Origin of the sequence: Streptomyces hiroshimensis (assembly GCF_014650335.1) — a bacterium.
GTDB classification, from domain to species: domain Bacteria; phylum Actinomycetota; class Actinomycetes; order Streptomycetales; family Streptomycetaceae; genus Streptomyces; species Streptomyces hiroshimensis.
Map to the genome: position 1 here is coordinate 238,995 of NZ_BMUT01000011.1, position 19,234 is coordinate 258,228.

The following is a 19,234-nucleotide window of genomic DNA, read 5'->3' on the forward strand; positions in this document are numbered from 1 at the left end:
CTCAGACGTGGCGCCCTCAGACGTAGCCCGTCTCTTTCCGGAGGACTTCTCATGTCCCAGAACGCTCCGCTCTCCGACGAACCCGTTCCCGACATCGCCACCCTGGACGACCTCACCGAGCACCTGAAGGCCGCAGCACAGGTCGAGCTGTCCACGATCCCGCTGTACCTCTACGCCACCTACTCGATCAAGACGCGCGGCTATTCGCAGTGGGCCGCCGGGGAACCGGCGCAACGCACCATGATCGGTATCGCGATCGAGGAGATGCTGCACCTGACGCTGGTGCGCAATCTGCTGGTCGCGATCGGGAGCGGGGACAAGGTCCGGTTCTACTCGGAATCCTTCATCCCGAAATACCCCGCACCCATGCTGATGCGCACTCCCGAGCTGATGCTCGCCCTGCGCCGTATGTCCTCGGAACAGGTGGACACGTTCATCGGGATCGAGAAGCCCGAGCAGGCGGAGCTCATGGCGGAGAGCATCCGGCCGTACCACTCCCTCGGCGAGTTCTACGAGCGCATCGAGAAGGGCATCAAGCTCCTCAGCTCCGAAGACGTCAAGCCGGAGAACCGGATCGACTGGAACGCGGCCAGGGAACGGCTGTGGAAGTTCCAGTACCACCGCGGTTACTGGAACCAGAACGGCGGATCCGACCAACCGCTCCTCATCATGGACGAGGATTCCGCGCTGCAGGCCATGGAGATCATCGTCGACCAGGGCGAGGGCGCCCGGGGTGACCACGGCCTCCTGCCCGACCCGATCGTCCGTACGGATGACTTCCCGCCGCAGGAACTGGGCAAGTGGCAGGCCTCCCACTACACGAAGTTCAGTGACATCAAAAAGGGCCTGAACGGGATCGGCGTCGTCCAGGACGACAACGGAAAGCAGAAGTTCACCATCGACAGCCCGGACGTCATCTGGCCGGTGATGCCGGATCCGGACATCGACAAGCTCGTCGAGGGACGGCCCGTCCGGGATCTGATGGTGCTGTCCAACGCCGCCTACTGTTACGTCCTCGCCCTGCTCGACGCGATTTACCGCGAGCCGATGGAGGCGATCGACCCGAAGGACACCGAGCCGTTCCGCACGAGCCGCCGGTACGGGCTGGAACGGTCCTTCGTCGCGGTGATGCAGGGGGTGCTGTACCCGATCGCCGATCTGCTGGTCCGGACCCCGCTCACGGCCGAGGACCTCAAGGCGGCGCCCACGAAGCCGGTACACGCCGGCCCGCCGTTCCAGTACTACGCATTCACGAAGCAGCCTCAGGCCGAACTGCTGGAGATGTGCAACGCGCTCATCCCGTACTACCCGGCGCTGGGCGGCGACGACGGGGTCCAGCGGCAGATCGCGCTCCTGCCCGAAGTGGACCTTCCGGAGAGCTGAAACACCGGGCAGCACGGAACGGCGCCCTCCCCGGCGGGAGGGCGCCGCTCCTTTGGACCTGTACCCGTGCTTGACCTGTACCCGTACCGCCGGAGCTCAGCCGGTCTTCGGCCTGGCCGTGGCGATCTGCCCGTTCACGAAGACGGGCGCGCCGTTGTCGGCGTTGTCGATGGTGTTGTTCGGCACCGTGAACTCCACCTTGCCCGGCTCGAAGACCATGCACATGCTCGATCCGCCGTAGCTGAAGTAGCCGATCTCGTCGCCCCGGGTGACCCGCTTGCCCTCCTCGGCGGTGATCGTGACCGACGAGATCTCGGTGATGCCGACGGGGATGACGCACACCAGGCCGATGTCGGGCACGGTGCTCTCGATGACGACCAGTCCGCGGGTGTTGACCGACGCCTGATACCCCTGGGAGAGCGTGCCGGCGGACGTGTCCACGTCCTTCATCTGCAGCTCGCTGAACATCAGCCCGGGGATCGTCTCGACGTGCCGGACGATGCCGTCGACCGGCGCGTGCCAGCGGTGGTAGTCCGCGCCGGAAAGGAACGTCTGGAAGACGTCCCCGCCGACGAACCTGTCCGTTTCCGCCCAGCCGTTGAGCATCTGCCGCAGCGAGTAGGGCTGCCCCTTGAGCGTGATGTCGGCGTCCTCCTGGACGCCGGACAGATACCGCACCACCGATCCGTCGTTGGGCGAGAGGACGGCCTGCGGATTGTGATGGGCACCGTTGGGGCGGAACTCCGGCTTGATGTGCCGGTTGAAGAAGTCGTTGAAACAGCCGAACCCCCCGTAGAGGGCCTCGGGGTCGGGGATGACGAACTCGTAGAGCTTGAACTTCTCGGCGGCGGCCTGGCACAGCCAGCCGTTCGGGCCGTCGTTGAGGACGTAACGGCTGTCCGGGTGGACCAGGAAGTCGCACCACGCCTTGAGGATCACCCTGAGGGCGTCGTTGAACTTCTTGTCGCGGAAGGCTTCCCAGCCGGCGGGCATCGCCATCATGTAACAGAACAGGGCCGACATCGGAAAGGCGACGTGACTGGAGGGATCCAGGTCGAACGTCGGCGCGGTGACCGTGATTTCGTCGAGACAGTTCAGCATCTCGTCGATGTCCTTGACGTACTTGTGGTCCGCCGGAACCTGGTCGATGGCCTGGGCGACGAGGTCTTTGAGCTTCTTGTCGCCGTCGAGCAGTTCCTTCAGCGCCTGGACGGAGGGGACGTGCCCCTCCGTCCGTGCTGCGGCCCTGCGGACGAGATCCGCCTGCCAGGCGTCGATGGCCTTCCGGTTACGGGGCAGATAACCGGCGGCCCGCCCGAATGAATTCCGGTACCGCGCCTCGAGAACCGCCGTCGTGATGGCCTTGCCCATGGCTTGCCCTTCGTCGATTTCGTCGATCGGATCGTCGTGCGGAAACGCCTCGTTCACGCGTCGTCGGCGCAACGGGATCCGACCGTACCGGCCTGCCGAGGGGCGTCACAGGAGTGCAATCCGGCCGCCGTTCCGGGCCACTTGGCGTCTCTGCAGCCCTAGGACATCTCGGGCACGGCCTCCCGGGCCGCAGGCTGCGGTCGCTGCTGCTGCGCCGCCGGCTTCGCGGGGCGCCGCACGAGCGCGAGGGCCACCAGACCGCCCAGGATCCCCAGCGCTCCGGAGACGAGGAACGTCTGCCGCAGGCCGGCCGCGAAGGCCTCGTGCACCAGCTGTCCGAGCAGATCCCGCTCGGCGGGGCCCGCGTGGGCGACGACCGCTCCGGCCTGGCCGCCCGCCAGCGCATCGGCGGTCGCCGAGGGGTCGGCCACCGAGCCGGCCCCGTGGTCCCTGACCGCGCTCGTGAGGCCGGACTGGAACACGACGCCCAGGACGGCGATGCCCAGCGCGTTCCCCAGCTGCCGCGCGGTGTTGACGGCGCCGCTGGCCATACCGCCGCGCTCCGGGCCGACGGACGCCATCGCCGCCGAGGCCAGCATGGGCGTGGCGAGCCCGACGCCGATGCCGGTGACCGCGAGGCCCGGGACCAGGACGGTCCAGTCCGACCCCGCGTCCACGGTCGCCTGGAGGAGCGCACCCGCACCGATCAGCAGCATGCCCACGCCGATGGTCCAGCGCGGCGAGACGTCGTGCAGGAAGCGCCCCGACAGCGAGGCGACGAGGAACGCGGCCACGCTCATCGGCAGACAGGTCAGCCCTGCCGCCACCGGCCCCATGCCCCGGACGGACTGCAGCCACAGGGAGGTGTACGCCAGGTAGGAGAACGCGGCGACGGACAGCAGTACCGCGGCGGCCATCAGACCGGAGAAGGACGCCCGGCGAAAGAGGGAGAGGTCCAGCAGCGGCTGCTCGCGACGCGTCTCGATCAGCAGGAACGCGAGCAGCGCCAGCGCGGCCACGCCGAACAGGCCCAGGGTGGCGCCCGACGTCCAGCCGTAGTCGTTGCCCTTGATCAGCGCATAGGTGGCGCTTCCCGCCGCGACGGTGAAGGCCGCCAGGCCCGGCAGGTCCACGCCCCGGCCGCGGCGGGGCGGCGTCGGGGCGACGCAGCGCAGCGTCATCGCGATGGCCAGCACGCTGATGGGCAGGTTCACGAAGAAGATCCAGCGCCAGTCCAGGTGCTCGGTCAGCAGGCCTCCCATGATCGGGCCGGCCGCGGAGGCGGCGCCGCTGACCGCTCCCCAGGCGCCGAACGCCACGCCGCGGTCCCGGCCGTGGTAGATGCTGCTGATCAGGGCCGTGGTCGTCGCGAGCATCGCCGCTCCGCCGACGCCCTGCACGCACCGGAAGGCGATCAGGGCCTCCGGGCCGGTCGCCAGTCCGCAGGCCAGGGAGGCGAGGGCGAACAGCGTCAGCCCCGCCACGTAGACCTGCCGGTGGCCGGCCCGGTCGGCGAGGGAACCGACACCCAGCAGCAGCGCGGCGAGCGCCAGCGCGTAGACGTCCATCACCCACTGCAGGTCCGCGAACGAGGTGCGCAGGCTCTCGGCCATGTCAGGGAGCGCCACGACGACGATGGTCACGTCCACGAGCAGCATGAACGTCCCCAGGCACACCGCCACGAGCGGCAGCCACTTACGCATTTTCCACAACCTCCGAGGGTGTTGTCCGACGAGGACCGAAGGTCGCATCCGTTGGCTGTTTCTCAGAACTCAGGGGAGGTTTCATGACGGATTCCGATGCACAGTGGCCATGGAATGATGGAAAGCATGACCAATGACGGGCAGAAGTTCGACCTCCTCGACCGGCAGCTGGTGCAGGCGCTGATGATCGACGGCCGGGCCGCCTTCAGCCGCATCGCCGCCGTCCTCGGCGTCACGGACCAGACGGTGATCCGCCGCTACCGCAGACTGCGCGGCGCCGGCCTGCTCCGGGTGCTCGGCCTGCCCGAGGGCGAGCGCGTCGGCCTCTACGAATCGCGGCTGCGCATCCAGTGCGTCCCGGGAGCGGCCGTCGACATCGCCGAGGCGCTGGCACGCCGTCCGGACACGGGCTGGGTCAAGATCTTCTCGGGCGGCACCGAGGTGGGCTGCCTCGTCAGCTCGCGCACGCGCGAGGACCACGAGGCACTCCTGCTCCGCAAGCTGCCGCGCACCCGGCAGGTCACCGGCGTCTCGGCGCAGACCATGCTGCACGAGTACACCGGCGGCGCGAACCGCTGCTTCGGGCGGGACGAGCTGACCGGGGAGCAGATCGCGGCGCTGGAGCCCGCACCGGCCGGCGGGGAGGGCGCGGGCGAGGACGTCGTCCGGCTCGACGACGCCGACTACGCGATGCTGGCCGTGCTCGCCCGGGACGGCAGGGCGGGCTACCCGGAGCTCGCCGCGGCGGCCGGCCGGTCGGAGTCCACGGTCCGAAGGCGCATCGAGTACCTGCGGGGGAGCGGCGCGCTCTCCTTCGACGTCGAGGTCCACTCCGTCCACCTCGGCTACGCGATCGAGGCCGGGATCTCCGCCACGGTCGTGCCGAGCGAGCTCGCGGCGGTCGGACGGGCGCTCGCCCGCCACCCTCAGGTGCCGTTCGCCGCGGCGGTGACCGGTGCGGCCAACCTCGCGGCGTCGGTGCTCTGCCGCGATCAGCGCGACCTGTACCGGTACATGACCGAGGGCATCGGGGCCTTGAAGGCCGTGCAGCGGCTGGAGGTTCTCCCGGTGCTCCGGCAGGTGAAGAGGGCGGGCCTGCTGAGCGACGGCAGCAGGCTCTTCGACGCCCCGTGAGACGGGGGTGGGGTGAGGTGGTGCTGCCGACGGCCCCGGTCCAGGGGTAGACCGGGGCCGCCGGGGGTGTCCGAGGGGAGCGGACCACCCAAACGGAACGCGCAGGGCCGATGAGGAGGGTCTCGTCCCTGGTGTTCGCCCACCTTGGCGTCCCGGATGCTCACCGTCGTGAGCGCTGCAGGTCCGGGTGCCACAGGCAGTAAATATATTTACTGCCCAGTAAGCAAGGGTATGAAAATTTTCATTCGCAGTGACGCCCGGGTACGGCGTGAAAGTCCCGATATCGGGTGGGGGCGTGGGCGGGGTGTGGCTGTGGGTGCGCGGGTGTCAGTCGTCGAGGAAGAAGTCGTGCTGCTCCGCCGCCTGCTCGTACTTCTCCAGCCGGGTCTGCGTGCGCTCGGGATCGGCGTCGGCCATGGCCTGGAGGATCGCCGCGGACAGCACCCCCGGCGCCGCGTACGAGTCGAAGACGAGGCGCGAGCCGGTGCCGGCGGTGAACGCCACGTCGGCCTCCTCCGCCAGGGGCCCGAGGCTCGCCTCCGTGATCAGCGCGACGCGCAGGCCCGTGCTGCGGGCGGCCCGCATCGCCGCCAGCATCTCGTTGGAGTGCCGCGGCATCGCGAACGCCAGCACCCACGTGCCGCCCGCCTCGCGCGACTGGAGCAGGGCGTCGTAGGCGACGCTGCCGCCGCGGGAGACCAGGCGGACGTCCGGGTGGATCCGCTTCGCCGCGTACGCGAAGTACTCTGCCAGCGAGACCGAGATCCGCAGGCCGAGGATCGTCAGCGGGACCGACCTGGCGAGCTCGCGGCCGATCTCGACCACCCGGTCGGTGTCGGTGAACGCGCGGCGCAGGCTCTCCAGGTTCTCGATCTCGGCGTCGACCGCCGCCTGCAGCTCGTTGCGGCGGTCCTCCTCCCGCGCGCCGGGGGAAGCGGCGACCGCGCTCAGCGCGATCGGCTGCAGCGCCTCCCGGAGCGCGGGATACCCGCTGAAGCCCACGGAGACCGCGAAGCGGGTCACCGACGGCTGGCTCACGCCGACGCGGTCGGCGAGGTCCGTGATCGACAGGAACGCGGCCTCGGTGAGGTGGTCGGTGATGTACTGCGCGATGCGCCGCTGCCCGGGAGACAGCCGGTGACCGCCGAGGAGCGTCCGGACCCTGTCCGCGGGAAGCGGCTCCGGGCCGGGGGGCCGCTTCCCGGGCCCGCCCGGCTTGCCCGGTGTGATCGCAGACGCCTGAGCGCGTGCCTGCTGCCCTGACGGCGCCGGTGTGCCTCGTTCTCGTCCCACGGCGCTCAACATAGCCCAAGCGCCGTGGGGCCGCGGCCGGCCGTCAGTGCGAGCCGAACCTCACGCTGGCGAAGCGGAGGTTGCGGGGGGAGTTCCCGCCGGGGGAGACGCCGAGCGCCTTCTTCTTGCAGGTCTTGTCGGTGTACAGGGCCACCGGAACCGGCGTGCCGTTGTGTGCACCGCGGGCCTCGTCGCTCATCGTCAGACACCGGCCGTCCGGCGGGTTCTCGATGTAGAACGGGGCGCCCTTGGGCCCCGTCCAGGAGAACCAGCCCTTGGTGGCGACCGCCGCCCCCGCGGGCAGGGCCAGGGCGAGGGCGCATCCGGCGAGGGCGACGAGCGCGGGACGGATGAGGCGCATCACGATCCTTCCAGTCGATTGCTGAGGAATGCACAGGAAATGCATGAAACGTCTTCACGCAGTGAAACGACGTGAAGCAGCAATCGACACGCACGGCGGCAACGCGGCCCGGCCCACGGGGCGGCGGGGTTCCGCGCTGCCGTTGCTCAGCCCGCGCCCCGGACCGCTCCCCGGAGCCGCCCTGGTTCACGTCCAGGAGTCGTCCTGCCGGACGACGCACAGCCCCCAGATGACGAAGGCGCACAGCGCGATGGCCACGATCGACCACAGCGGGTAGTACGGGATGGACAGGAAATTGGCGAGCATGAGCAGAGCCGCGACGGCCACGCCGAGGATCCTGGCCCACAGGCTCACCCGGAACAGGCCGACGCCCACCATGAGCGCCGCAAGTCCGAGCAGCAGGTGGATCCAGCCCCAGCTCGTCAGGTTGAACTTGAAGATGTAGTCCGGCGTGGTGACGAAGACGTGGTCGTGAACGATGGCCATGATCCCGCGGAAGAGATTCACGAGGCCCAGGACCAGCATCATCACGGCGGCGAACACCGTCAGACCACCGGCGGCGGCCTGGGATGTCTCCGAATGCGGATGGAGGGTGGATGACATGGGACTACCTCCCTTGCCTGTACGACAGCCCGTATGACAGTCGGACCCTCACCTCCATCGTTTCCCCTTCCGCCACCGATGTCCACGCGAGGAGGTGTCCCCGGCACCGGATTCCAGCTGGTCAGCACCCCCGCGAAAGTCATGTAATATTCATGTCGCGCGCCGCTAGCTCAGTTGGTTAGAGCAGCTGACTCTTAATCAGCGGGTCCGGGGTTCGAGTCCCTGGCGGCGCACCGCGGGAAAGCCCCGCCGGTTCACCGGCGGGGCTTTTCTTGCCCCTCCATTCGTTACGGAATGCAATTCAGGACACGCTTTCCGTGACATCTCCGCGATTCGACACCCGCCGGACGCCCACCCACGATGGAAGGGTGCCGTCACGAGATGAAGGCGCCACCCTCCGTATCGCCCTGCTCGGCGGATTCCGCCTGGCCGCGGGCGACGGCCCCGTACGGATTCCCGCGGGGTCCGAGCGTCTGCTGGCCTACATAGCACTTCGCCCCGGCAAGGTGGCCCGGAGCGCTGCCGCAGAAGACCTGTGGCCCGGCGCGTCCGAGGCTCACGCACACGCGTCCTTGCGCTCCGCCCTTGTCCGGCTGCGCGGAACGGGCTGCTGCCACGCACTCGACATCAGCCCCGGCGAGCTCGCGCTCGCCGACGTCGTGGCGGTCGACCTCCATGAAGTCCGCGCACTAGCGCACCGCATTCTGGACGCGACGGAGTCCCCGGGCCTGGGGACCGAGGAGATCGAGGGCCTCTCCCAGGAGCTGCTGCCCGGCTGGTGCGACGAGTGGGCGCTGGGCGAGGCGGAGGAGTGGCGGCAGCTGCGGCTGCACGCCCTCGAAGCGCTGGCGAGCCACTTCGCCGGGGCGCGGCGCTACGCCCACGCGGTGTCGGCCGCCGGTGCGGCCGTGCGCGCCGAACCGCTGCGGGAGAGCGCTCACGCGGCCCTGATCAAGGCCCACCTCGCCGAAGGCAACCAGTCCGAGGCGCTCCGCGCCTTCCGGAACTACCGGGTGCTCCTCCGGAGCGAGCTCGGCCTGAGCCCGACGCCCCGCCTGCTCGGCCTCGTGGCCGGCCTCGGCCCGGCCGTATCCCGCGTCGACGGGCATCACGCGGCGGTCACGTCGCGGTGACGGTGCGGCGGCCATGATGGCGGAGAGAGAACGCGCTCACGAGCACGGGTGACGTTCATGGGTTACGTGATCAAGCATCCTGAAGGCAAGCTCGCGCCCCCGAAGGCTCCGCTCCTGGTCCGGCCGCGGCGGTTCGTATCCCACGCGGTCGATGCCGTGGGGCGGCGCGTCCGTTCGGTGCGGGTCCGGCTGGCTGCCCGGAGCAAGGTCGCGCCGGCTCAGCAGTGGTGGACGAGAGGTTCGATCAAGCGGTACGTCCCCTATCTCGGCACGCTGATCCTCCTGGTCTGGGTCGGCTCCGGCGTCTACGCGCTCCTTGCACACGGGGCCTCTCCTGTGGAGACGTGGTGCCAGGGAACCGGCGGGTGCACCGTGGTCTACGGATTCCTCACCCCGTTCCTGAGCCTCAGCCTCGCCACGGTCGCCTTCTTCTACGCGACCTACGGCTCGGTGCGCAGGACCCTCATCCGGGCGGCCAGGAAGGATCCGCGCGGCATGGTGCCGACGGCCGGGCCGGCCATCGCGGACGTCGTCGGGCGCAAGGAGATGTGCCTGGTCATCGCCCGGGCGCTGCGGGACAAGCGCACCAGGCGTCCGTACCTGCTCGTGGGCGGCGTGGGTGCCGGGAAGACGTCGGTCCTCGTACAGCTCACCCGGATGCTCGCCGAGAAGGGCGCCGTACCCGTCCCCATAAGACTGCGGGACGTCGACATGGACGCGGCGCGGCTCGACTTCCGTGAAGTGGCCTTGAAGCGCTTCAGCGAGATGGCGGACCGCAATGTGCTCTCCGACCGGCACAGCGAGAGAGTGTGGCGCCAGCTGTGCATGGACGACAGGGTCGTCGTCCTCGCCGACGGTCTGGAGGAGACCTTCGCCGACGGCAGGAAGCAGAAGCAAAGGGACGTACTCATCCGCCGGGCGATCGAGCGGGCGGAAGAGCAGAAGCTTCCCTTGGTCATCGCCTCCCGCCCCCACGCACCGCTGGAGCACACCCGGGCTGCGGTCGTCGACCTGGAGCCGCTGAGTGAGGAGGCGGCACTGGAGTACCTCCAGAAGGGCTACGGGGACCAGGACTGCCGCGCCATGGACCGTGTCGTCGGGGCGGCGGGTGCGGCCGAGTCCCCGCTGTACTTGCAGATAGCGCGTGAGCTGCGGAAGCACCCTCCGCGAGAGCATTCGGACTGTACCGAGCGCTGGATGGATCCGGACGTGCGCGACGGCGACCGGACGGCATCGCAGCGGCGGCTGCTCGACGCATGGCGGGAGGCGTTGGTCACCGGGCGCATCCATGGCGAAGTGGCGCTGGCCGCGGGCGACCGGGCCAAGGTCGTCGAACTCATCTCCGCACTGGCCGGGATCGGGCTCCTGCACGATCAGCTGGAGGTCCGGCTCGGCGATCTGAGAAGGCAGCCGGACATACTGGACCGCCTCTTGCAGCGTCTCGACGAGGGATGCAGCAGCGAGAAGATCGACAAGCAGAGGCAGCGCGAGCTCCTGGCACTGTGTGCGACGCAGGGAGAGCAGCTGGGCCTGATCGAGACCCGAGGGGAGAAGGTCCGTTTCCAGCACAGCATTCTCCAGGCGTACCTCGGCTCCGGCTACCTGGACGTCAAGGAGTGCGCGCTCCTGGCCGATGCCCTGGCCAGGGAGGCGGGCCCCGGTCGCGAACTCCTCATAGGGCTGGGGCTGAACTCCCGGTCGGGGCACCCCGGCCCGCAGGAGCCGGTCGTCGAGCACCTCCTCGAAGCGGCCGGCGCCCGCAAGGACGCCAAGGCCCTCGACATGTACGCAGTCGTACTCGACATCGACAGAGCTGCGGGAGCCGCCCGCCACCGGCACATCGCCGAGACGCTTCGCGAGCGGTGGACGGACATCACGGCCGGCGACCGCAGGACGATCGAAGGGGCGAAGGAACGCCTGGTGCACCGGTTCGGGGAAGTCCTGCGGGCGGTCGCCTGCCCGGCCTACGAGCAGTTCTTCACCATCGCCACCCTCGAGCCCTCGTACCAGATCAGGCTGGCCGTCGCACAGGAGATGGGTGCCGGTGGGGACAACGCGTTCGACGCCCTGCGCTCCATGTTCCCCCTGCCCAGGAAGGACGAGCGCGGTCAGGACGACCCCTGGGTGCAGTACCAGAAGGAACTCCGCGAGCAGTCGGAAGCGGAGCACTGGACCCGCGAGAACCTCGTCAGACGGGCCGACGTACTGGGGGACGCTTACGAGAGGCTGGCCAAGGAGGCCGCCGAGAAGGGGAAGGAGCAGCGACTCCGGATCTGGCGGAAGTTCGTCATGCGGGCCTGGCTCGTGCCGATGGTGGTCGGATCGGTGAGCAAGAAGCACAGGGAGCAGGCGAAGGAGAGGCTCCAGTTCTGGCTCCGCCACCTGGAGCCGCAGCACGCCCGCCCGCACGGGGCGGATCTCCACCTCTCACTGGAGATCGCCCTGGCCCAGGGGTTCAAGAGCGCGGCCAACCGGCGCCGGCGACACCCGCAGACGAATCAGGAAGCGCGGGAGTTCCTGGTCGAACAGGCCGAGAGCATGCTGGTCCACGCCCGCTACTGGTATTCGCAGATGACGCTCATTCAGGCCCTGTGCCTGTGGGAGCTCCCGGAGAGCACGGAAAGTCCTCCACGCGGCGGTTCCGAAACCGGCCGGCCCGTGCGGAAGACCGATCCGACGAAGGCGGTGAAGGGCTGGCTGGCCCGGGCGGGCAGCAAGCAGGACCCGCGTGCCCTGCAGCCGGGGGACCGGACCCGTAAGGGCGATCGCGTGCACCCCTTCGTCACCGAGGCCGCCAGCCTCGCCGTCTTCGCCCTGGAGAGCGGCCACCCCGAGCGATTCGTCTGGATCGACGAGATCGGCGCGATGAACTCGATCGGATCCTCCCCCGTCGATCCCGGCGTCCACCGCGAGCACCGCCTCTGGATTCCGCCGTCGGTGGGCTGGAGCATCCTGCACCCGCGCGCCCAGCAACTGCTGGCCGACGTCTTCCTGCTGCGCAGCCTCACCGAACGGGACACGCAGCAGCCGGCCGAGCTGGAGGCGTGCCTGGTGCGTGCCGACCGCACCGGTCTGCCCCCGTGTCTCGTCAAGTACCGGCGCACGCTCCGGCCCGGGCGCACCGTGGGCATGACCGGGGATGCATCGCCGGGAAAGGCCTGCCGTGAGGAAAGCACCTGCCGTGACTGCTCCTTCGAACTCTGCCCCTACCCCGCCATGGGCACGCAGCCGCGGGCCGAAGTGCGTGAGGTGTTCTGCCGGCAGCAGCAGGCGCTTCTGCGCCGCTATCGCTGGAGGAGCTACGCCAACCCGCTGTCCTGGACGCGCAAGAAAGCGCCGTGGCAGGACATGACGGCACGTGAACTCCGTAAGTTCTGGGAGGATATGGCCAACCGGTCACGGACCCCCTCCTGCTGACCCCGTCCGTGCTTCAACTCCGCTCCGGCGCCCGCAGCACCAGCAGCGCCAGATCGTCATGCCCATCACTGGGCCGGGCCTCGGCGACGGCCCGGCCGAGGACGTCGAGCGGCGTCCCCGCATGGGCCGCGGCGACCTCGGCGATCGTGCGCAGGCCCTCGTCCAGCCCGTGTCCGGGGTGCTCCACCAGGCCGTCGGTGAACATCAGCACCGTGGCCCCCGCGGGCAGCACGTACCGGTGGTCGTGGCGGGCGAAGCCGGCGTCCACCCCGATCGGCACGTCCGGCTCCGCGTCCAGGAAGCGCGTGCTGCCGTCCGCGGTCACCACCAGGGGCGGGGGGTGCCCGGCGCTGCTCCACACCAGGGACCAGCCGCCTTCGTGGGGCGCGAGGCGCACCAGGCACACCGTCGCCATCGTGGGTTCGGCGACCGCCTCGAGCGTACGGTCCAGGCGGCTGAGCAGATCGCTGGGCAGCGCGTCCGAATCGAAGGCCAGAGCACGCAGCATGTTGCGGATCTGGGCCATGGTGGCGGCGGCGCGCACGTCGTGGCCGAGCACATCGCCGACGATCATCACCCGGGTGTCGTCGGGCAGCACCAGCGCGTCGTACCAGTCGCCGCCGAGCAGGGCGGGGTCCGCGGCCGGCTGGTACGTCGCCCAGGCGTCGAACGGGGAGAGGTCCGGCAGGCTCGGCAGGAGCAGCCGCTGGAACTGCTCCGCGCCGGCCCGGACGCGGCCGTAGAGCCGGGCGTTCTCGATGGCGACGCCGGCGGCGCCCGCCAGCGCGACCACCACGGACTCGTCGTCGGCGTCGAAGGAGCGGCCGCCCTGGCGGTCGGCGAGGTAGAGGTTGCCGTAGACCCTGCCGCGCACGGTGATGGCGACGCCGAGCAGCGAGCGCATCGGAGGGTGCCCCGGCGGGAACTGGGCGGCCTGGGGGTGGTCGGCGATGGCGTCCACGCGCAGGGGGCGGGGGTCGGTGATGAGCAGCCCGAGGAGCCCCTCGCCGTGGGGGAGGGCGACGCCCGTCAGGCGTTCCTCCTCCTCGCTGTGCAGGCCCACGGGGATGAACTCGGCGAGTCTGGTGCCCTCCTCGTCGAGGACGCCGAGGGCCCCGTAGCGCGCCCCGACCAGCTCCATCGCGGTCGCCACGATGCGGCGCAGCACCACGGGGAGCTCCAGCTCCCCGCTGATCGTGAGTATCGCCTCGAGTAAGCCCCGCATCCGCTCCTGGGCGCGGGCGAACTCGGCCAGTTGGTCGCCGAGCCGGTCGAGGTCCGCGTCGAGGCTCAGCCTCCGGCGCGGGAGGCTGTGCGGGGGACGGTCGTCATGATCTGTCTCGCTGGCTGCCACCGGCCACAGGCTAGTGACTCGGCGTCCCCTGCGTGGCTAATACCCGCATGTCAGCCCCGGGCCCGGCGGGTGTGCTCCCGGCGGGCCGGAGGAGGAGCGTCGAACGGGCATTCCGGGGGCGTCCACAGGCGTCCGGGCGCGTCACAGGACCGCGGTGGTCTCCTGGCGGGCGTAGCTGAAGCCGTCCTCGTCGAAGTAGAAGACCGTGACCTTCACGCGCTCGCCCCTGCCGAAGTACGAGCCGGTGGCGGGGCGCAGCGTCACACGGGCGGCGTGGTCGGCGTAGTCACAGACGAGCTTGCCGGCCTTGAGGGTGCCCGCGGCGATGGACTCGTCGTGCCCGGTCCCGCCGATCTTGGCCGCGTTGGCGACGAGCTGGTGGTTCAGGCCGGGGTCGCAGGAGTACGTGACGTTCACCTGGATCCCGGGCTCCTGGAGCGCGACCTTGCCGATCGTCAGGACGTTGGCCTTGGCCGCCGCGGACGGGGCGGTGGCGAGGGCTCCCGCGCCGATCAGGAGCGCGGCGGCCGCGGTGCCGGCGAGGCGGCGCCCGCAACGGGACGACTTCATGAGGCTTCCTTCCCCCGGAACCGTCCCGTGCGCCCCGGCTGCGCCGATCGCTGGGACAGCTGTTCGTGTGAGTGCACGGATCCTACGTGATCATCCTCGCCCACAGGGGTGGAATTCAGGCCAAGTCGTCCGTGGGCAGGGCGGGGTTGGGGGTGAGGATGCGGCGCAGGACGGCCTCGACCTCGGTGCGGGTGGGGGGCCGGGTGCCGGCGAGGCCGCGCAGGGTGATCCCGTTCATGGCCACGGTCGCGGCGTGAGCGGTCACCGGGTCGGTGTAGGGGAGCAGGGCGTCGATGCTCAGCTGCATGTACTGATCGGCCACCTCCCGCAGGGCCGGGCGCCGCAGCGCGGCCATGTACAGCTCGAACTCCATCACCTGGGTGTCGCGCGCCGGGCCGAAGCAGCCCATGAGGGCGTCGGTGAGCAGGACGGTGAGCTGCTCGGGGGTGAGCTCGGGGCGCTGGGCCACCCAGTCCTCGAGGTAGGCGCCGAAGCGGGCGACGGAGCGCTGCAGGGCGGCGGCGATGAGGTCGTCCTTGGTCGCGAAGTGGTACGTCGTCGCCCCGAGGGGGACGCCGGCCTCCTCGGCGACGGCGCGGTGGGTCAGGCCCTCGATGCCGCGCTCGGCGATGACCCGCTCGGTGGCGGCCGCGATCTCGGCGATCCGCCGCTGCGGGTCGCGCCGCCGCCTGGGGGCGTTCTGCTCGGCCATGGCCGCGGTACCTCCTGGACGCTCGGATGTTGAGGGTGAAACCATCTCGGTACAAACGTACCACCACTCCTTGGCGTGCGGAATTCCGCCTCTTCCAGAGTCCTTACCTGCCCATTTATGCACCATTTGTCGACCGTGCTGGATATCGGTACAGTACTTGTGTACTAATGGATCCCCAGGGGTTGACCACAGGCAAGGAGAGACCATGAAGATCGCAGTTCTCGGTACCGGCGGCGGTGGCCGCGCCCACGCCGCCAGGCTCGCCGAGCTCGGCCACGACGTCGTCGTCGGCACGCGCGACCCCGAGGCCACCCTGGCCCGCACCGAGCCCGACATGATGGGCAACCCGCCCTACAAGCAGTGGCTCGCCGACCACCCCGGCATCACCCTGATGACCTTCGGCGATGCCGCCGATGCCGCCGAGCTCGTCATCAACGGCATCGACGGCCACAACGCGGTCGGCGCCCTGTCCGCCATCGCCGGCAAGCTGGAGGGCAAGGTCCTGGTGGACTACGCCGTCCCGTTCGTCTACAACCCCGACGTCGAGCACCCCTGGCCCACGCCCTGGGGCGTCATGCCGAAGCTCGACCCCTGCGACACCGACAGCCTCGGCGAGCAGATCCAGCGCGCCCTGCCGGGCACCAAGGTCGTCAAGAGCTTCGTCACGCAGGAGCAGGAGATCGTCGTGAACCCGAAGGCCGTCGGAGGCGGCGACCACACCATGTTCGTGGCCGGCGACGACGCCGAGGCCAAGAAGGCCGTCACCGGCCTGCTGAAGTCCTACGGCTGGACCGACGTCCTCGACGTCGGCGGGATCGTCGCCTCCCGCGGCATGGAGATGTACGCCCACATGCACAGCGTCATCGGCTTCGCCCTCGGCTTCGGCAACCCCTTCGGCGTCAAGGTCGTCCGCTGAGGGACCTCACGCCCGTACGACGCACCGCGCCCCCGGACCACCGATGCCGTTCGCATCGGCGCCGGGGGCGCGGCACGTCACCGGGGTGCAGTGCGCCTCCGGTCAGCCGCAGTTGCCCGCCGGCCGGGTGCGGGTGACCACGTCGCTGTAGCCGGTCGTGGCATCGATCCACACGACCTGCCTGCCGCCCGTGGCAGCGGCGGAGAGCTGCTCACCGCGGTTGCAGGAGACCCGGCCCTTCTGCTTGCCGTCCGCCGAGAGCTGCCACAGCTTCGTCAGCATCTCGTTGCCGTACGCGCCGGGCCCGGTCACGGGCGCCTGCACGGTGACGGTCACCGCGTCCTCGGAGGCCGACAGCTCGACGGCGTCGAGCGCGTCGGGGCCCTTGGCCGGGCTGAGGTCCGCGACGCCCGTGCCGTCGAGGTTCGCGCGGCGCACCGCCGGGCGCCCGGCCTCCGCGGTGTCCTGGACCAGCCAGTAGACGCTGTTGCCGCTGATGCCGGTCTGGCCGGTGACGCCCGGCGTGCCGATCTGCGGCATCGTCGTCCGCTTGCCGGTGGCGAGGTCGAGCACCTCCGTGTCGTAGGTGCGCACCCCCGGCTTACGGGTGATCTTGGTGTAGGCGATCCGGCCGTGGCTGATCGACGGGAAGCCCGTGGTCACACCGGGCTCGTCCACCACCCGGACCGGGTTCCGGTCGCTCAGCCGCAGGTACCGCACCTGGCGGGCGGTCGGGCGCTGCGCAGTCTCCATGACGACGACGTCACCCTCGACGCTCGCCACGTTCAGCCCGCGCCGCCCGGCCCACAGGCTCTTGACCGGCCCTCCGGCGAGCGGCCGCGCCAGCAGCTCCACCGACCGGCGGCCGTACGCCTGCCACACCACGGTCTTGCCGTCGGTGGCGGGATTGACGTGGTAGCGGCCGTCGTTGGGGCTGATCAGTTTCGGCGAACCGGAGCCGTCGAGACGGCCCGCCCAGACCGAGTACGGCTCGGAGCCGGTCTCGTTCGACTTGGACGCCGCCCACCAGCCGCCGCCCGCTCCCGCCTTCGAGTCCTGCGTGCCGACCCGGGCGAGCAGCTGGTCGGAGTCCACGCCCAGGGCGAGCTCCCAGCCGGGCACGATGCCGTGGGCGTTGAAGGACCGCTCGACGGCCTTGAGCTCCTTGTCCGCGACCTTGAGGTCCCTGGCCGCGGCGAGGACGGCGGCGCGGCCCTCGGTGAAGCCGTCCAGCGGCGTCATGTACTCGGTCAGGGCCTTGTAGACGATGCGGTCGGCCAGGGTCCGGCCGACGTCCTCGCGCATGTCCCACAGCGCGCCGGAGAAGATCGTGGAGTTGAGGTGGACGCCGCCGCCGTCGGTGCCGAGGCCCACGCCCAGGAAGGACTTGGAGGCGGTCCTGCCGTCGTTCAGGTCGCGGACCGCGCACTCGCGCGGGGCCTTCGTCCGGCACAGGGCGTCGCCCAGCAGGCCCGCGTCGGGGCTGTCCATGGCGATGCCGTAGATGTCGGTCTTGACGGCGTTGCCGAAGTAGTCGGCGAGTGCCTCGTTCAGGGCGCCGGACTGGCCCGCGTAGACGAGCTCGGTGCTGTTCTCCACGACCCCGTGCGTCATCTCGTGGCCGACGACGTCCAGGGCCGAGGAGAAGGGACGGTACTCGGCGTCGCCGTTCCCGTACACCATCTTGGTGCCGTCCCAGAAGGCGTTGGCCAGTGTCCCGCCGAACCCGTAGACGCCGACCAGGGAGTTGACGGTCATGCCGCGGCCGTCGAGGCTGTCGCGGCCGTGCACGTTCTTGTAGTAGTCGTAGACCTTGGCCGTGGCCCAGTGCGCGTCGACGGCGCCCGACTCGGTGGCCTCCTTGCCGAAGGAGGGGGTCGGCGAGGCGAACTCCTTGATGCCGTCAGGCCACTGGCCGGTCGCGTCCCAGACGGTCCTGTCGCGCGCGTCCCAGGTGGCGAGCACGTTCTTGGTGGTCTCACGCATACGGGACTGGTCGCGCAGCACGTACGCGCCGCGCGCCTCGTCGCGGGTGATGTCCAGCTCGGTCGTCTTCCCGTCGAGCCTGACGCCGGAACCCTTCTCCGCGGGCTCGCCGGCCGCCCCCTGCGCGCCACGGGCTCCGGGGACGGGCGCGGCGGACGCCCCGCCCGCACCGGCCTTCTGCCCGGGGGCCCCGAACGTCTTGATTCCGCTGTACTGCAGGACCGGATATCCGGCCTTCGCGTCGACGTACACCTCGTGCAGCACCGGGGCGCCCGTGACCGGGTCCGTGCCCCGTACCGTGACATGCCGAGTGAGGACGCCGGTGCCCTTGGGCAGGACGACCAGGCCGCGGGCCGTGCCGGTCAGCGGCTGCGCCGCCGCCGCGCCCTTGCGTTCCCCGCCGTCCCCGCCCTCCTCCGGGCCCTCGTCCTTGCCGAAGCCGAACCGCCGGGAGGTGAGCTGCGCCGTTGTCGCGTCGACCGCCCGCTCGACGGCCAGGGCCTCGTCGACCTCCGGCGTGGTGTCCGCCGTCAGGCCGGTGAAGTACTTGCCGGAGGTTCCGGTGACGACGCGCTTGCCGCCCTTGTTCTCCATCCGTACGACGTACTGGCCGCCCAGCACGTCGACGCCGCGGTGCTTCTGCTGCAGCCGCACGGTCTCCGAGGCGCCCGCGCCGGTGGTGCGCAGGGGCTTCAGATCGCGGCCGGGGTCGGCGATCTTGTAGCGGCTGCGCTTGTCGGCCAGGTGCCCGCGCGCCGCGTCCGCCGCGCTCCCCGTGGCCTTCGCCTGCTCCCGGATCCCCTCCACCAGCGCGGGGGTCTCCGTCCGCTGCCCGGGGACGACCTCACCCGGACTGGGCGGTGGCGCTGCCGCCGCATGGGCGGGCGCCGCCGAAACGACGAGTGCGGCGGCGCTGATCAGCGCCGCCGCACCCGTTATCCCGCTCTGCGCTCTCGATGCTGCGGGTCTTCTCGAACGTTTTCCGGGCTTGCGTGAACCGGGCAAGGTGTCCCCCCTCGCGGCCTTCCCGACACGGATGTGTCAGGGCAGTGCAAGGGAAGCGGTGATGCGGCAGCGCATCAATGGGCCGCGGGAAGCCGTGGACGACTTTCGGCCCCGGCAGACGATCGTCCGGTACCGTCGGCCGCCCGGGTCGCCGCCCGGGCCGGATTACGGGATTCCGTATCGTCTCCCGGCCGGGCCGTGACGTCCGCCGGGCTCCGTCGTTCTTCACGGCGGGTGCACGTAATACCGTCGGGCCGCCAGGGCATCGTCCTGGCGGCCCGACGGTTTTCCGG

Annotated in this window: 14 protein-coding genes and 1 tRNA gene; 6 read left to right on the forward strand and 9 right to left on the reverse strand. The window is 70.4% G+C overall.

The features are described from left to right. Positions 1 to 51: 51 nt before the first annotated feature. On the forward strand, positions 52 to 1,383 hold the full coding sequence (locus IE241_RS24695) for a ferritin-like domain-containing protein (RefSeq protein ID WP_190024023.1): 1,332 nt from the start codon (positions 52 to 54) through the stop codon (positions 1,381 to 1,383). A gap of 96 nt (positions 1,384 to 1,479) precedes the next feature. Here the strand turns inward: IE241_RS24695 and IE241_RS24700 are convergent, their stop codons facing one another. Continuing rightward, positions 1,480 to 2,811: a phosphatidylserine decarboxylase family protein gene (locus tag IE241_RS24700; RefSeq protein WP_229899748.1), complete on the reverse strand. Its 1,332-nt coding sequence runs from the start codon at positions 2,809 to 2,811 to the stop codon at positions 1,480 to 1,482. A gap of 101 nt (positions 2,812 to 2,912) precedes the next feature. Further along, positions 2,913 to 4,457 carry an MFS transporter gene (locus tag IE241_RS24705; RefSeq protein ID WP_190024024.1) on the reverse strand — a complete coding sequence of 515 codons (1,545 nt, stop codon included), beginning with the start codon at positions 4,455 to 4,457 and terminating at the stop codon, positions 2,913 to 2,915. Between the two features lie 126 nt (positions 4,458 to 4,583). Here IE241_RS24705 and IE241_RS24710 point away from each other — a divergent pair, with 126 nt between their 5' ends. After that, positions 4,584 to 5,591: an Lrp/AsnC family transcriptional regulator gene (locus IE241_RS24710; protein WP_190024025.1), complete on the forward strand. Its 1,008-nt coding sequence runs from the start codon at positions 4,584 to 4,586 to the stop codon at positions 5,589 to 5,591. A 327-nt stretch (positions 5,592 to 5,918) separates the two neighbouring features. Here the strand turns inward: IE241_RS24710 and IE241_RS24715 are convergent, their stop codons facing one another. The 3 genes from IE241_RS24715 to IE241_RS24725 form a co-directional block, all read right to left on the reverse strand. Next, on the reverse strand, positions 5,919 to 6,884 hold the full coding sequence (locus tag IE241_RS24715; RefSeq protein WP_229899749.1) for a MurR/RpiR family transcriptional regulator: 966 nt from the start codon (positions 6,882 to 6,884) through the stop codon (positions 5,919 to 5,921). Between the two features lie 43 nt (positions 6,885 to 6,927). Further along, the gene (locus tag IE241_RS24720; protein WP_190024027.1) at positions 6,928 to 7,245 is read right to left on the reverse strand and encodes a hypothetical protein; all 318 of its coding nucleotides are present in this window, start codon (positions 7,243 to 7,245) and stop codon (positions 6,928 to 6,930) included. A gap of 186 nt (positions 7,246 to 7,431) precedes the next feature. Next, complete coding sequence (locus IE241_RS24725; RefSeq protein ID WP_190024028.1) at positions 7,432 to 7,848, reverse strand: DUF7144 family membrane protein; 417 nt, start codon at positions 7,846 to 7,848, stop codon at positions 7,432 to 7,434. A gap of 159 nt (positions 7,849 to 8,007) precedes the next feature. Between IE241_RS24725 and IE241_RS24730 the strand changes: the two genes are divergently transcribed. The 3 genes from IE241_RS24730 (at position 8,008) to IE241_RS24740 (ending at position 12,398) form a co-directional block, all read left to right on the forward strand. Continuing rightward, positions 8,008 to 8,081: transfer RNA gene (locus IE241_RS24730), tRNA-Lys, on the forward strand. Between the two features lie 135 nt (positions 8,082 to 8,216). Beyond that, the gene (locus IE241_RS24735; RefSeq protein WP_190024029.1) at positions 8,217 to 8,981 is read left to right on the forward strand and encodes an AfsR/SARP family transcriptional regulator; all 765 of its coding nucleotides are present in this window, start codon (positions 8,217 to 8,219) and stop codon (positions 8,979 to 8,981) included. Between the two features lie 66 nt (positions 8,982 to 9,047). After that, positions 9,048 to 12,398 carry an NACHT domain-containing protein gene (locus IE241_RS24740; RefSeq protein WP_190024030.1) on the forward strand — a complete coding sequence of 1,117 codons (3,351 nt, stop codon included), beginning with the start codon at positions 9,048 to 9,050 and terminating at the stop codon, positions 12,396 to 12,398. 13 nt (positions 12,399 to 12,411) lie between these two features. Here IE241_RS24740 and IE241_RS24745 read toward each other — a convergent pair whose 3' ends face one another. The 3 genes from IE241_RS24745 to IE241_RS24755 form a co-directional block, all read right to left on the reverse strand. Next, the gene (locus IE241_RS24745; protein ID WP_229899750.1) at positions 12,412 to 13,752 is read right to left on the reverse strand and encodes a PP2C family protein-serine/threonine phosphatase; all 1,341 of its coding nucleotides are present in this window, start codon (positions 13,750 to 13,752) and stop codon (positions 12,412 to 12,414) included. A gap of 141 nt (positions 13,753 to 13,893) precedes the next feature. Continuing rightward, positions 13,894 to 14,322, reverse strand: a complete 429-nt coding sequence (locus IE241_RS24750) for a hypothetical protein (RefSeq protein ID WP_190024031.1) — start codon at positions 14,320 to 14,322, stop codon at positions 13,894 to 13,896. Between the two features lie 115 nt (positions 14,323 to 14,437). Next, positions 14,438 to 15,034, reverse strand: a complete 597-nt coding sequence (locus IE241_RS24755) for a TetR/AcrR family transcriptional regulator (RefSeq protein ID WP_190024032.1) — start codon at positions 15,032 to 15,034, stop codon at positions 14,438 to 14,440. A gap of 205 nt (positions 15,035 to 15,239) precedes the next feature. On the opposite strand from IE241_RS24755, the gene IE241_RS24760 reads away from it, so the two are divergent. Continuing rightward, on the forward strand, positions 15,240 to 15,950 hold the full coding sequence (locus tag IE241_RS24760) for an NADPH-dependent F420 reductase (protein ID WP_190024033.1): 711 nt from the start codon (positions 15,240 to 15,242) through the stop codon (positions 15,948 to 15,950). A 102-nt stretch (positions 15,951 to 16,052) separates the two neighbouring features. On the opposite strand, the gene IE241_RS24765 is transcribed toward IE241_RS24760, so the two are convergent. Further along, positions 16,053 to 18,875, reverse strand: a complete 2,823-nt coding sequence (locus IE241_RS24765) for a M4 family metallopeptidase (protein WP_444545155.1) — start codon at positions 18,873 to 18,875, stop codon at positions 16,053 to 16,055. Positions 18,876 to 19,234 lie beyond the last annotated feature (359 nt).

Bases quoted from the DNA above. Each gene is read 5' to 3' on its own strand.
- IE241_RS24705 (WP_190024024.1), bottom strand. From the start codon at position 4,457: ATGCGTAAGTGGCTGCCGCTCGTGGCGGTGTGCCTGGGGACGTTCATG.
- IE241_RS24750 (WP_190024031.1), bottom strand. From the start codon at position 14,322: ATGAAGTCGTCCCGTTGCGGGCGCCGCCTCGCCGGCACCGCGGCCGCC.
- IE241_RS24755 (WP_190024032.1), bottom strand. From the start codon at position 15,034: ATGGCCGAGCAGAACGCCCCCAGGCGGCGGCGCGACCCGCAGCGGCGG.
- IE241_RS24710 (WP_190024025.1), top strand. From the start codon at position 4,584: ATGACCAATGACGGGCAGAAGTTCGACCTCCTCGACCGGCAGCTGGTG.
- IE241_RS24720 (WP_190024027.1), bottom strand. From the start codon at position 7,245: ATGCGCCTCATCCGTCCCGCGCTCGTCGCCCTCGCCGGATGCGCCCTC.
- IE241_RS24760 (WP_190024033.1), top strand. From the start codon at position 15,240: ATGAAGATCGCAGTTCTCGGTACCGGCGGCGGTGGCCGCGCCCACGCC.
- IE241_RS24695 (WP_190024023.1), top strand. From the start codon at position 52: ATGTCCCAGAACGCTCCGCTCTCCGACGAACCCGTTCCCGACATCGCC.
- IE241_RS24725 (WP_190024028.1), bottom strand. From the start codon at position 7,848: ATGTCATCCACCCTCCATCCGCATTCGGAGACATCCCAGGCCGCCGCC.